Below are 13,181 nucleotides of genomic sequence, written 5' to 3' on the forward strand. Positions count from 1 at the left end.
CTCTCTTGCGCGGGACATGACAAGCCGTCCGCGCTGCGCTAGCCTCGGCCGATGCCGCCGAAGCCCGCATCGCAGATCAAGCCCGTCGCCAAGAGAACCAGATCGGACGGAGAGACCGCCTCGCCCAACTATAGCGCGCCTGCGCTGGAGAAGGGCATCGACGTGATCGAGCTGCTCGGCGACGAGCCGTTCGGGCTGACCATCACCGAGATATCCCAACGGCTGGGCCGCTCGGTAAGCGAGCTGTTCCGCGTGGTCGTCGCCCTGGACCGCCGGGGATGGCTGCACAAGGAGGCCGCGAGCGATCGATATCGCGTCACCTACAAGCTGCTCGAGCTGGCGCACCGCGCCACGCCCGCGCAGGAGCTCACCTATGTGGCCGCGTCGCGGATGCGCGCGCTTGCCGCGGCAACGATGCAGTCTTGCCATCTCGTGGTCGTCAATGGCGGACGCGGGTTGATCGTCGCGCGCCAGGAAAGCCCGGGACCGACCGGATTCGCGGTTCGCCTCGGCACCGACATCGCGCTGGAGACCAGCTGTTCGGGCCATGTGCTGCTGGCGTTCATGGACGAGGCGAGCTGGCCGGACGTGCTTGGCGAAGCACCGTCGCGCAAGCTCGCGAAGCGACTGGCCACCGTGCGCGCGCAGGGACATGAATCCATCGCCAGCTCGCGGCTGGCCGCCGTCTCGGACCTTTCCTGCCCGATCTTCGGGTTCAGCGGCCAGGTGGTCGCCGCGCTCACCATTCCGTTCCTGGCGGCGATCGACGATGCCCCGCATTTGTCGATCGAAGAGACGCTGGCGCTCCTGAAGGCCACGGCACTCGACATATCGACTGTCCTGGGCTGGTATGATCGGCAGGAAGCGCCCGTGGTGCCGAGCCTTTCCGTACCCGAACCAAAGCGCCCGCGCAGGACCCGCAAGACCAGCTAGGCCGGCGCGGCCCGGTGCCGCGCCTCGAAGGGCATTTCCGGATTCCATTCTCGCGCGTGGCTCGAGCGGCGCCGCACGCGGCGGAGGTGCGTGCCCTCGCCGGCATGCCCCTCGGCACCTGCACGAATATGGAAAACCCATGCCGGGAAGCGCCCGCAATGGCACTGCCAGCCCGGCTATCAAGGCCTTAAGAGGCGTAATTTTATCTAGAAATCATATTTCCATATACAAAATTACCATGGCCCAATATGAAAGGCTTAGTGCTCGACATATGATCTCCCCTGTCACGGAGAAAACCAACCAATGACCGTGATCACCGGCCTGCGCGTGCTGGACATCAGATTTCCCACCAGCCTTTCCCTTGACGGCTCGGATGCGATGAATCCGGATCCCGATTATTCCGCGGCCTATGTGATCCTGGAAACGGACGTGCCGGACCTCTCCGGGCATGGCCTCACCTTCACTATCGGCCGCGGCAACGAGGTTTGCGTCGCGGCGATCGAAGCGCTGCGCCCCCTGGTGGTCGGCCAGTCGCTCGATGCGATCCGCGCCGAACCCGCGGCGTTCTGGCGGCACATTACCGGGGACAGCCAGCTGCGATGGATCGGCCCCGACAAGGGCGCCATCCATCTCGCGACGGGAGCGATCGTGAACGCGGTCTGGGATCTCTGGGCCAAGGCGGAACGCAAGCCGGTATGGCGCCTGGTCGCGGACATGTCGCCGGCCGAGCTCGTCCGCGCGATCGACTTCCGATACATAACCGATTGCATCACGCCGGAAGAGGCGCTCGCCCTTCTGGAAGCGCGCGCCGCCGACAAGGAGGAGCGCATCGGGCTGCTCCGGGCCGAGGGCTATCCCTGCTACACCACTTCGGCCGGCTGGCTGGGCTATGACGACGAAAAGCTGCGCCGCCTGGCGCAGGAAGCCGTCGATGCCGGCTTCCGCCACATCAAGCTCAAGGTCGGCGTCGATCAGGCGGACGATGTGCGGCGCGTCGCGATCGCGCGCGAAGTCCTGGGGCCCGAGGGCGTGCTGATGATCGACGCCAATCAGGTCTGGGAAGTCGAGCAGGCGATCGACTGGGTCAATGCCCTGGCCTTTGCCAGGCCCCTGTTCATCGAAGAGCCGACCAGCCCCGATGATGTGCTGGGGCACGTCCATATTCGCGCCGGCATCGCGCCCATCAAGGTCGCGACGGGCGAGATGTGCCAGAATCGCATTCTCTTCAAGCAGTTCATCATGAGCTACGCCATCGACGTGGTGCAGATCGACGCCTGTCGCCTGGGCGGTGTCAATGAAGTCCTGGCCGTCCTCCTGATGGCCGCGAAGTACGACTTGCCCGTATGGCCGCATGCGGGCGGCGTAGGCCTGTGCGAATATGTCCAGCACCTGGCGATGATCGACTATCTCTGCTTCGCCGGTACGCGCGACGGCCGCGTGATCGAATATGTCGATCATCTGCATGAGCATTTCATCGATCCCTGCGTGATCCGGTCGGCAGCCTATATGCCTCCCGAGAGGCCGGGCTTCTCGATCGAGATGAAGCCGGAAACGCTCACGCGTTACCGGTATGTGCCCGGTCGCGGGCAAGCGGCCTGAACGCCGGGATTCACTCGCCGAGCCTCTAGCGCGGGTCCAGCAGCGACATATCGACGTCCGCGATCGTGCGTGCACCCGCCAGTGCCAGCGTGGTGCGCATCTCCGCCGCGAAGAGGTCGAGCAGGCGCGCCACCCCCGCTTCGCCCGCCGCGGCCAGCGCATAGGCCCATGCGCGGCCCAGCAGGACCCCGTGCGCGCCCAGCGCGAGCATGCGCACGACATCGGCGCCGGACCGTATGCCGGAATCGGCCAGGACGGTCAGCCGATCCCCGACCGCTTCCGCCACCGACGGCAACGCCCGTGCCGTCGAAAGGGCGCCGTCGAGCTGCCGCCCGCCATGGTTGGAGACGACGATGCCATCGGCCCCGAGCCGTACGGCGTCCCTTGCGTCTTCGGGGTCCAATATGCCTTTGACGATCAAGGGGCCATCCCAGGCCTCGCGAATCCATTCCAGGTCGCGCCACTCGACAGTGGGATCGAAATTCGCGGCAAGCCAGCCCATGAAATCCTCCAGCCCGCTCGCCTTGCCGAGCACCGGGGCGACGTTGCCGAGGATATGCGGCCGCCCGCGGATGCCGACATCCCACGCCCAGCCGGGACGCCCGGCCGCCTGCAGGAGCCGCCGGATTCCCCCCCATGGCCCGGAAAGGCCGCTATGCGCATCCCGGCGCCGCATCCCGGGGACGGGCATGTCGACCGTGAACACCAGTGCGCGCGCGCCTTGCGCCTTGGCGCGGGCAAGCAGGTCCCGCATAAAGCCGCGGTCCCGAATGACATAGAGCTGGAACCAGATCGGTCCCGACGATGCCGCAACCACCTCGTCCAAGGCGCAGACCGAAACCGTGGAGAGACAGAAGGCGATGTCTCGATCGGCAGCCGCGCGCGCGGCCTGCGCTTCGCCACGACGTGCGTACATGCCCGTCAACCCGACCGGCCCCAGTACGATCGGCAAGGAAAGCCGTTGCGAGAACAGCGTGCAGGACAGATCGATCTCCCGCACGTCGCGAAGCACCCGCTGGCGAATTGCCAGGGCTTCCAGATCGGCCTCGTTGCGCCGCAGCGTCGCTTCCGCTCCGGCTCCGCCATCGACATAGTCGAACAGGAAGCGCGGCAACCGCCGCCGCGCCGCCAGGCGGAAGTCACCGGTCGAAGTCGCGATCATCGGGTTATCCTGATATTGTTTTTCTCTATGAACTTGTATTTTAAATACGCAAATTTAAAAGAGCATATTCCGCTCTGCCTCGGGGGAGGAAATCTGAGATGGCCAGCCGCGCGTTCCTTGCCGCACCGCCGATAGTGGAGCGCCGCTATGCGGTCGCGTTCGCGCTCGTCACGTCGCTTTTCTTCTCCTGGGCGTTGGCGGCGGCACTGAACGACGTGCTCATCCGGCAGTTTCAGAAGGCGCTGGACCTCACCCGCACGGAAGCGAGCCTGATCCAGTTCGCATTCTATATCGGCTATTTCTGCGCCGCGGTTCCCGCGGGCCTGATCATCCGCCGCCTGGGGTACAAGAACACGATCCTGATCGGCCTGGCCTGTTACGCGGGCGGCGCGTTCCTCTTCTATCCGGCGGCGTCCACCGAAATGTTCGGCCTGTTCCTCGCCGCCCTGTACGTGATCGCGATCGGGCTCGCTTTCCTCGAAACCGCCTCCAACCCCTATATAACGATCCTGGGAGCACGGGAGACGGCATCGGCGAGGCTGAACCTGGCCCAGTCCTTCTACGGCGTCGGCGCGATCATAGGCCCGATCGTCGGCGGGCTGTTCATCTTCTCCACGGACGAACGGACCCAGGCCCAGATCGCCGCGATGGCGCCGGCCGAACGCGCGGCATGGCGGTCCGCGGCGGCGGCGGCCGTGCAGGGCCCCTATGTCGCGATCGGCGTCGTAGTCTGCCTTCTCGCCCTGCTGATCGCCTGCACGCGCTTCCCGGCCCTCGATCGGGCGAAGACGATGCCCGGCAATGGCCGCTCCATGTTCGCGGTGCTCCGCCATCGCAGGCTGCTCGCCGCCATCGCCGCGCTCTTCCTCTATGTCGGGGCCCAGGTCGGCGTCTGGAGCTTCTTCATCGACTTCACCAAGATACAGGCTCCGCACCTGAGCGAGCGCACCGCCGCGTTCCTGCTCTCCGGCAGCCTGGGCATGTTGATGATCGGCCGCTTCAGCGGCGCGTTCCTGCAGAAGCGGATCGCACCGGCGCGGCTGCTCGCGATCTACGCGGCGGCGAACATAGTGCTGTGCGGCTTCGCCGCGATCGCCACCGGCATGCCGGCGGTGGGTGCGCTCTGGCTCACCAGCTTCTTCATGTCGATCATGTTCCCGACGATCTTCGCGCTCGGCATCGAAGGGCTGGACGACGAGACCGAGAGCGGGGCGGCCTTTCTGGTGATGGCGATCATCGGCGGCGCGTTGGTCCCTCCCCTCATGGGCATCGTTTCCGAGGGCATCGGCGGCATCCACCATATGATGTTCGTGCCGATGCTCGCCTTTGTCGGCGTGCTGGCCTTTGCCCTGCTGCGGCTTCGCGAAGGGGGTGCCGCGTGACGCGCGCCCTGTTCGTCCTCGATCTGGAAAATGATCCGGAACTGATCTCCGCCTATGAGGCGCGCCACGCGCCCGGCGCCGTTTGGCCGCAGGTGATTCGCGCCATCCATCAGCTTGGATATCGCGACATGGAGATCTGGCGCGCCGCGGACCGCCTGGTCATGCTCGCCGAAATCGCGCCGGCCGGCCTGGCTTCCCTCGATTCCGATCTCCAGCCGATCGTGGCGCAATGGGAAGCCGAGATGAGCGCCTATCAGCGACCCATCCTGCCCGATGGCCCGAAATGGCTGCCCATGACGCGGATATTCGCGCTCGACGAGCAGCCCGCGCCATGATTCCGCGCCGGCCCATTCCCCGCGCGGGGATAGAAGTCAGCGAGATCGGATTCGGCGCGGCGCCTCTCGGCAATCTCTATCACCCGATCACCGATCTCCAGGCGAGGACCACGCTCGAGTGCGCGCTCACGGCGGGGATGAGCTATGTCGACACCGCGCCGCATTATGGCCATGGCCTGAGCGAGCGGCGGGCCGGCGACGCGCTGCGCGAGCGGCCGGGCATCATATTGTCCACCAAGGTGGGACGATTGCTGCGCGCGGATCCCACGCTCCAGGGCGGTGCCGAGCGACAGGGCTTCCGCTCCGCCCTGCCCTTTGCCGGCCATTATGACTATACCTATGATGGCGTTCTGCGCTCGCATGAGGACAGCCTCCAGCGGCTGGGCCTGGCCAGGGTCGACCTGCTCTTCGTCCACGATATCGGCGCGAGAACGCACGGTGCGCGCAACGCGCATTATTTCGATCAGCTGACCAGCGGGCGAGGCTTCGAGGCGCTGCAGCGCCTGCGCGACGAGGGGGCCATTGCCGGCTTCGGCATCGGCGCGAATGAATGGCAGGCCGGCCTGGACGCGCTTGAACGGGCGGACTGCGACGTGATGCTGCTCGCCGGCCGCTATACGTTGCTCGAGCAGGGAGCACTCGACCAGTTCCTGCCGCGCTGCCTCGATCGGCAGGTCGCCGTCGTGATCGGCGGCGCCTATAATTCGGGCATTCTCGCAACCGGCACCATGCAGGGCGGGGAATTGCGCTACGATTATGGCGAAGCGCCGGCGGACATAGTGGCGCGCGTCGCCAGGCTCGAGGCCCATTGCCGGGACTTTCAGGTCCCGCTGGCAGCGGCGGCGCTGCAGTTCCCGCTGGCCCATCCCGCCGTCGCGAGCGTGATCCTGGGCCTCGGAGCGCCCGCGCAGGTCGACGAGACTCTCCAGCTCCACCGGCTTCGCATTCCGTCGCAATTCTGGCTGGCCCTTCGCGACGCCGGCCTGATCGCCGAAGACGCGCCCGTTCCGGCGGATCGCTAGATGCACATCGATTCCCACTTCCATCTCTGGCGGCCGGCACGTGGCGACTATGGCTGGCTGACCCCGGCAGCCGGCAGCCTCTATCGGGATTATGAGCCGGACGAATTCGCTCCCCTGCTGGCGACGCACGGCGTCGACGCCGCAATCCTTGTCCAGGCCGCCCCCAGCGCGGCGGAAACCGAGTTTCTGCTCGCCCATGCCGAGCGGCATCCCTGGATCGCCGGCGTCATCGGCTGGACCGACATGGCGGCGGGCGACGCCCCAGCCCGCATCGCCGCGCTGGCAGGAACGCCGAAACTGCTTGGTTTGCGCCCCATGCTGCAGGATCTGAGCGACCCGGCATGGATCCTGGACGACAGGATCCGTCCCGCCCTTCAGGCGATGGCGCGGCACGGCCTTGTCTTCGACGCGCTCGTCCGCGCGGCGCAGTTGCCTGCGATCCGGGTGCTCGCGGCGCGCCATCCCGATCTCTCGATCGTGCTCGATCACTTCGGCAAGCCGCGGATCGGCGATGCGCCCGCCGCTGCGTGGATGGACACGATCTCCGCCTTGGCCGACGCGCCCAATGTCGCGGTCAAGCTCTCGGGGCTGCTCACCGAGTCCCCCCCGGGCGCCGACGCGGCCACCCTCGCCCCCTTCTTCGACCATGTCGCGAGCCGGTTCGGTGCCGGCCGGATAATCTGGGGGAGCGACTGGCCGGTCCTGACCATGGCGGGCAGCTATGCGGACTGGCTCGCCATCTCGCACGCATTGCTCGCCCCGCTCGGCAGCGGCGCGCGCAAGGCAATCCTCGGTGCCAATGCGGCACGCATCTACAAGATCTGACGGAGACGATGATGACGAAGCCTGGGCGGCTGGCAGGGAGAACCGCGCTCGTGACCGCGGCGGCACAGGGAATTGGCCGGGCAACCGCGGAACTCTTCGCTGCCGAAGGGGCCCTGGTCTGGGCAACGGACGTGAATCTGGAGGGTCTGTCCGGCATCGCCGGCTGCGAGACGGCGCGGCTGGACGTTCGCGACGGGGGGTCGATCGCCGAGGCGCTGGAGCGGGCCGGCCCGCTCGACATCCTGTTCAATTGCGCGGGCACGGTGCCGAGCGGAACGATCCTCGATTGCGCGCCGGACGATTGGGCATTGGCCCATGATCTCAACCTTGCGAGCATGTATCGGATCGTTCGCGCCGCATTGCCCGCCATGATCGCGCGGGGTGGCGGAAGCATCATCAATATGTCCTCGGTCGCCAGTTCCATCAAGGGCGTCCCCAATCGGTTCGCCTATGGCGTCACCAAGGCCGGTGTCATCGGCCTGACCAAGGCGGTTGCGGCCGACTTTGTCGGCCACGGCATCCGGTGCAACGCGATCTGCCCGGGCACCATCGAAACGCCGTCCCTCCACGAGCGCCTGCGCGCGACGGGAGACTATGATGCTGCACTGGCCGCATTCGTCGCGCGCCAGCCAATGGCGAGGCTCGGCCTGGCTTCCGAAGTCGCCGCCCTTGCACTCTATCTGGCTTCGCCCGAGGCCGCGTTCACGACCGGCCAGATCCATGTGATCGATGGCGGCTGGACCAACTGATCAAGCGTTCAAAGGAGCTTCGCGTATGAAATTGCTGCGTTTCGGCCCGATCGGCAGCGAGAAACCGGGTCTTCTCGATGCCGCGGGCAATATCCGCGATCTGAGCGGAATTATCCCCGACATCGATGGCCGCACCGTCACGCCCGAAAGCCTGGCACGGCTGCGCGCGCTCGATCCCGCAGGCCTGCCCCTGGTCGAGGGAACCCCGCGGCTGGGCGCTTGCGTCGCGCGCCCGGGCAAGTTCGTCTGCATCGGGCTCAACTATGCCGACCATGCTGCCGAAACCGGCGCGGCGATTCCGGATGAGCCGATCGTGTTCATGAAGGCGACCAGCGCGCTTTCCGGACCGAACGACCCGATCCTGAAGCCCAGGGGGTCGACCAAGCTCGATTGGGAAGTCGAGCTGGCGTTCGTCGTCGGCAGCGATTGTCGCTATGTCGACGAAGCGGAGGCCGCTGCCGCGATCGCCGGCTATTTCGTCTGCAACGACGTTTCCGAACGCGCCTTCCAGCTGCAGTCCTCGCAATGGGACAAGGGGAAGGGCTGTGACAGCTTCGGTCCGATCGGGCCCTGGCTGGTGACGCCGGACGAGACTGGCGACATCGGCAACCTGCACATGTGGCTCGAAGTCAACGGGAAGCGGTTCCAGGACGGCACGACTTCGACGATGATCTTCCGGCCGGCTTTCATCCTGTCCTATCTGAGCCGTTTCATGAGCCTGCAGCCGGGCGACATCGTCACCACGGGCACGCCTCCGGGAGTCGGACTCGGGCAGAACCCCAATGTCTGGCTCAACAGCGGCGACAGGGTCTCGCTGGGGATCGCGGGCCTGGGCGAACAGCATCAGCTGGTCGTCGACGCCTAGTTCCGGTGCGCGTCCCGGGCCGCGGTTCGTCTCGACGCGGCCCGGGGATGTCGCCGCGATCAAGCGAAGCGCTTGGCGCCCGCCACGCAGAGAATGACGACTATGGTCGATGCGATCATCGTCCACGCAACGGGCTCGCCGAGCAGCAGGCTCGCAAGCAGCAAGCCGAAAAATGGCTGCATGAGCTGGAGCTGGCCGACGCCCGCGATGCCGCCGAGCGCGAGACCGCGATACCAGAACACGAAGCCCAGCATCATCGAGAACACCGAGACATAGGCGAACCCCGTCCAGGCGCGCCAGCCGATGTCCGCGAAACTCGCCGGCGTGGTGGCGAGCGCGATCACCGCCATGACGGGCAACGAAAGGAGCAGTGCCCAGCTGATGACCTGCCATCCGCCCAGGCGCCGCGAGAGCGTCGCGCCCTCGGCATAGCCGAGCCCGCACAACAGGATCGCGGCGACCATCAACAGGTCGCCGGCCATCGAGCCGCCGCCGCTCTGATAGAGCGCGAAGCCCGCAACCGTCGCGGCGCCGATCGACGAGAAGATCCAGAAGACCGGCTTGGGCCGCTCGCCGCCCCGCAGAACCCCGAAGAGGGCAGTGGACAACGGCAACAGGCCGATGAACACCACCGAATGCGCCGCGGTGATGTGCTGCAGAGCGAACCCGGTCAGCAGCGGGAAGCCGACGACCACCCCGATCGCGACGATGAGGAGCGGCAGGAGGTCTCCGCGCGCCGGCATGGCCTGGCGCAACCCCAGCAGGAAAGCCGCCCCCAGCAGCGCCGCGATGGCCGCGCGGCCGGAAGTCACGAACAGCGGGGTGAACTCCGCAACTGCGACACGGGTCGCCGGCAAGGACCCGCTGAAGATGACGACGCCCAGAAGCCCGCTTCCCCAGCCGGCGGTAGTTCTTTCCATCATTCCCTCGCTTTCGGCGCGCGGGATAGGACGCCACTACTGGCCATGACAGCAACAATGCCCTACAATGTGCAGAAACTGTATGGTTGAATTGGTCCATACACATGCGCGAGCCAGGCAATTGAAACCGCATCGGCGCGTCGGCACGCGCACGGAAGAGCTGATGGATGCGATCCGCACCAGGATTGCGGGCCGCGCACTCGCGACCGGCGATCGTCTGCCGTCGGTGCGGGCATTCGCCGAGACGATGGGCGTATCGCCATCCACCGTCGTCGAAGCCTATGACCGGCTGGCCGCGGAAGGAGTCATCAAGGCGCGCCGGGGTTCGGGTTTCTATGTAACCGGCGCGAACATGCCTCCCTTGTCGGTGGGCGAAATCGGGCCACGACGCGACCGCGCGGTCGACCCGTTCTGGGTATCCCGCCAGTCGCTGGACGCCGACGCGACGATGGCGATGCCGGGATGCGGCTGGCTTCCCGCCGACTGGATGCCGAATGCGGCGCTCCGGCGCGGGCTGCGCGAGCTCGCGCGTTCCGATTCCTCCCTATTGTGCGACTATGGCAGCACGCGCGGATCGCTGAAGCTGCGCCGCCTCCTCCTCGGCCGCTTCGCCGACGAAGGCATCGAGGCCGGCGCGAACCAGCTGCTCCTGACCGGGTCCGGCACCCAGGCGATCGATCTGATCTGCCGCTATCTGCTGCATCCCGGCGACACGGTGCTGATCGACGATCCGGGTTATTTCAATTTCCAGGCGCTGCTTCGCGCGCATCGAGTCGAGATCGTCGGCATCCCCCACACGCAGTCGGGCCCGGATATCGCGGCATTCGAGGCGGCGCTGCACGCATATCGGCCGCGGCTCTACATCACCAATGCCGCGCTGCACAATCCGACGGGGGCGACCATGTCGCCCCGGACCGCGCATCGATTGCTGAGCGCCGCGGCCGCCCATGATCTGGTGATCGTGGAGGACGATATCCTGGTCGAATTCGAACCTTCCCCCTCGCCGCGCCTCGCCGTTCTCGACGGGCTGGATCGCGTCATCCGGATCGGCAGTTTCTCCAAGACGCTCTCAGCGTCCGCGCGCTGCGGCTATATCGCAGCCCGTGCCGACTGGATCGACGGGCTGGTCGACCTCCAGGTGGCGACGAGTTTCGGCGGTCCGAGCCCCATGGCAACCGAATTGCTCGCGGATGTCCTCGCGGGCGGAAGCTATCGCAAGCACATCGCCGAGTTGCGGCAGCGCCTGGCCCGTTCGCGCGATCAGGCTGCGCAGCGCCTGGCGCCCCTGGGCATCGTTCCGTGGACGATGCCCAGGGGCGGCTTCTACCTATGGTGCCGCCTGCCCGAAGGGCTGGACTCCGCCGACATCGCCCGCCGCTGCATGGACGCGGGCGTGATTCTCGCCCCCGGCAATGTATTCAGCATCTCGCAATCCGCGGCCCCGTTCGTCCGCTTCAATGTCGCGCAAATGGAAGGCGACCGCGTCTACGAGGCGCTTCACGTCGCCATGGCGACCGCCCGCTAAGTTGTCCGTGCAGGTTGGAGCGCCGCTGGACCGAGGGCGCTCGACCACCAACCTTCATCGGCCGGCAGCCATGTGGATCAATTCGGCGCCGGGGACCCCAAGCGCGCCGCGGTGAGCACGGCGTGACGCGTGACCTTGCCGGTATCGTCCCTGTAGACGACATCCGTCGAGAAACCGTCCGGGCGAAGCGTGTCGGTCAACACGCCCGTGCGGCCCGGGCTGGGGTTGAGCAGCGTCCAGGTCATGGTTTTCGTCGCGCCGTCCCAACGGCCCACGAACTCGCTGGCGAGGCCGATCGATGAGAAATACCAGCGCCGGTAAACGCGCCGGGCGGAATCATATCGGTACAGCACGACATATTCCTCCCGCTCCTTGCCGTCCGAGGCACTGCCGTCGAGCTGGATGAACTGGCCGTTATAGGCCAGCCGCGCCCGGGCCTTTCCGGCAAAGCGAAGTTCCCGGCCCGGGGATTCGGCGGTTTGCACGCGCGTGGCGATGCTCCAGTCGCCCAGCAACGGCGCCAGCACCTGCAGTTCCGCCGGAGCGGGGCTCCCCATATAGGGCAACTCTGTCTCCTGCGCGGGGGTCGATTGCGGCGGGGGCAGGACATCCCCCCATGCGGGGCCGGCAAGGGCCGTCAGGATGAGAAAGGCGTGCGGCAACACGGTACGAGACATCCGCCGGCTCCCTGATGGCCAGCCCCATCATGGCGGTCCACCGGTTCAACTATGGTCCGGCGATGATGGTCGCCCTGGTGGATTACCCAAGCATAGGTAGGGCAAGGCATCGAAGCCAGGCAAGATGGCTTGGGCGACCCAGCCTTCGCCGGCGCGGGGCGCTACACCGCCTGTTCAAGCCGTTGGAGGATGGCAGCGCCCGGCAGGCCCCAACCCGGATCGAACCCGTTGGCGACGAACGCGAGCCCGCGTCCGAGATCCCGACGGAGCAGGAGATGCGCGAACGTCCCGCCGGTCGAGCCGGAGTGGCTGAGGCGCCGCCCGTCCTCCTCGACGAACCAGCCCATGCCGTAGCGCCATTCGGCCTGCGCCAGCGGCGGCGGCCCGACCGGCAGATGGGTTTCGGCGACGGGATGGTTCGGCTGGCCGCATGCGATATCCAATTGCCAGCGCCCATAGGCCGCGAAATCGCCCAGCGTACACGTCACCGATCCCGATGGGCGAATGATCGGCAGATCATCGACGGCCCGCGCGCCCTGCCGCACCAATCGCCATTTCGACCCGAGCAAGCGCCGATGTTCGAACGGCGCCGAGCCATCCTGCGGGGGAATGCCATAATATGCCCGCTTCATGCCGGACGGCTCGATGACATGGGTCCGGACAAGGTCCTCGAAGGATTGCCCGGCCGCGCGGCTCGCCATCACGCCGGCAAAGCCATAGCCGATATTGGAATAATGGAAGCGTGTTCCGGGCGGTGCATCAGGTGCCCGCCGCAGCAGGGCCGCGGCCATGCTTTCCGATGCAGCCAGCGGATCGCCGCCCAAACCCATATAAGCTGCCAGGCGCCACCATGCAGGATTGCTCGGCAACCCGGCGCGATGGGAGAGAAGCTCCTGCAGCGTCACCGGCGCGAACCGGCTCGCCGCGCCATCGGGCAACAATGCGCCGAGCCTGTCGGTGAAGTGCAACGTCCCGGCACCGACGACGCTGGCGATCATGGCGCTGGTTATGGACTTGCCGCACGAGCCGATATGCCAGAAGTCATCAAGTGTCGCCGCGGCGCCGCCAGCTCTGCGCAATCCGGTGACCGCGACATCGCCGATGCCGGACAGATCGAAACGCGCGACGCCCAGGGCTGGCACGCCGGTCATCGCGGCGAGATCGGCAAGCACAGCTTCCACCACCAA

The 13,181-nt window shown here is 66.6% G+C and carries 13 protein-coding genes; 9 read left to right on the forward strand and 4 right to left on the reverse strand.

The genetic code is table 11. From position 1 onward, the window contains the following. Positions 1-51 precede the first annotated feature (51 nt). Both CAP40_RS19405 and CAP40_RS19410 read left to right on the forward strand, forming a co-directional pair. Positions 52-933, forward strand: a complete 882-nt coding sequence (locus CAP40_RS19405; RefSeq protein ID WP_086131219.1) for an IclR family transcriptional regulator — start codon at positions 52-54, stop codon at positions 931-933. A gap of 303 nt (positions 934-1,236) precedes the next feature. Continuing rightward, positions 1,237-2,532 carry an L-fuconate dehydratase gene (locus CAP40_RS19410; RefSeq protein WP_086131220.1) on the forward strand — a complete coding sequence of 432 codons (1,296 nt, stop codon included), beginning with the start codon at positions 1,237-1,239 and terminating at the stop codon, positions 2,530-2,532. Positions 2,533-2,557: 25 nt separating this feature from the next. Here the strand turns inward: CAP40_RS19410 and lldD are convergent, their stop codons facing one another. After that, positions 2,558-3,694, reverse strand: a complete 1,137-nt coding sequence (lldD, locus tag CAP40_RS19415; RefSeq protein WP_086131221.1) for an FMN-dependent L-lactate dehydrogenase LldD — start codon at positions 3,692-3,694, stop codon at positions 2,558-2,560. A gap of 98 nt (positions 3,695-3,792) precedes the next feature. Here lldD and fucP point away from each other — a divergent pair, with 98 nt between their 5' ends. Genes fucP through CAP40_RS19445 form a run of 6 tightly spaced genes read left to right on the forward strand, consistent with a single transcriptional unit; the run spans position 3,793 to position 8,872 of the window. Next, the gene (fucP, locus tag CAP40_RS19420; RefSeq protein WP_086131222.1) at positions 3,793-5,076 is read left to right on the forward strand and encodes an L-fucose:H+ symporter permease; all 1,284 of its coding nucleotides are present in this window, start codon (positions 3,793-3,795) and stop codon (positions 5,074-5,076) included. Continuing rightward, positions 5,073-5,411 (forward strand): L-rhamnose mutarotase, encoded by a 339-nt coding sequence (locus tag CAP40_RS19425; protein WP_086131223.1) that lies wholly within the window; start codon positions 5,073-5,075, stop codon positions 5,409-5,411. Before fucP ends, CAP40_RS19425 begins: the two co-directional genes overlap by 4 nt. Next, entirely contained in the window at positions 5,408-6,433 is a 1,026-nt protein-coding gene (locus tag CAP40_RS19430) for an aldo/keto reductase (RefSeq protein ID WP_086131224.1), read from the forward strand. Before CAP40_RS19425 ends, CAP40_RS19430 begins: the two co-directional genes overlap by 4 nt. Further along, positions 6,434-7,258 (forward strand): amidohydrolase, encoded by an 825-nt coding sequence (locus CAP40_RS19435; protein ID WP_086131225.1) that lies wholly within the window; start codon positions 6,434-6,436, stop codon positions 7,256-7,258. 11 nt (positions 7,259-7,269) lie between these two features. Then, positions 7,270-8,007 carry an SDR family oxidoreductase gene (locus tag CAP40_RS19440; RefSeq protein WP_086131275.1) on the forward strand — a complete coding sequence of 246 codons (738 nt, stop codon included), beginning with the start codon at positions 7,270-7,272 and terminating at the stop codon, positions 8,005-8,007. Between the two features lie 25 nt (positions 8,008-8,032). Further along, positions 8,033-8,872: a fumarylacetoacetate hydrolase family protein gene (locus CAP40_RS19445; protein WP_086131226.1), complete on the forward strand. Its 840-nt coding sequence runs from the start codon at positions 8,033-8,035 to the stop codon at positions 8,870-8,872. A gap of 59 nt (positions 8,873-8,931) precedes the next feature. Here the strand turns inward: CAP40_RS19445 and CAP40_RS19450 are convergent, their stop codons facing one another. Further along, the gene (locus CAP40_RS19450) at positions 8,932-9,792 is read right to left on the reverse strand and encodes a DMT family transporter (protein WP_086131276.1); all 861 of its coding nucleotides are present in this window, start codon (positions 9,790-9,792) and stop codon (positions 8,932-8,934) included. A gap of 163 nt (positions 9,793-9,955) precedes the next feature. Between CAP40_RS19450 and CAP40_RS19455 the strand changes: the two genes are divergently transcribed. Then, a complete protein-coding gene (locus CAP40_RS19455; RefSeq protein WP_086131277.1) occupies positions 9,956-11,317 on the forward strand; it encodes a PLP-dependent aminotransferase family protein in 1,362 nt (453 codons plus the stop codon). 77 nt (positions 11,318-11,394) lie between these two features. Here the strand turns inward: CAP40_RS19455 and CAP40_RS19460 are convergent, their stop codons facing one another. Both CAP40_RS19460 and CAP40_RS19465 read right to left on the reverse strand, forming a co-directional pair. Further along, complete coding sequence (locus tag CAP40_RS19460) at positions 11,395-11,994, reverse strand: DUF1579 family protein (protein ID WP_144034453.1); 600 nt, start codon at positions 11,992-11,994, stop codon at positions 11,395-11,397. Positions 11,995-12,155: 161 nt separating this feature from the next. Beyond that, the gene (locus CAP40_RS19465; protein ID WP_218822184.1) at positions 12,156-13,175 is read right to left on the reverse strand and encodes a serine hydrolase; all 1,020 of its coding nucleotides are present in this window, start codon (positions 13,173-13,175) and stop codon (positions 12,156-12,158) included. Positions 13,176-13,181: the final 6 nt, after the last annotated feature.

The organism is Sphingomonas sp. IBVSS2 (assembly GCF_002127225.1).
Taxonomy (GTDB): domain Bacteria; phylum Pseudomonadota; class Alphaproteobacteria; order Sphingomonadales; family Sphingomonadaceae; genus Sphingomonas.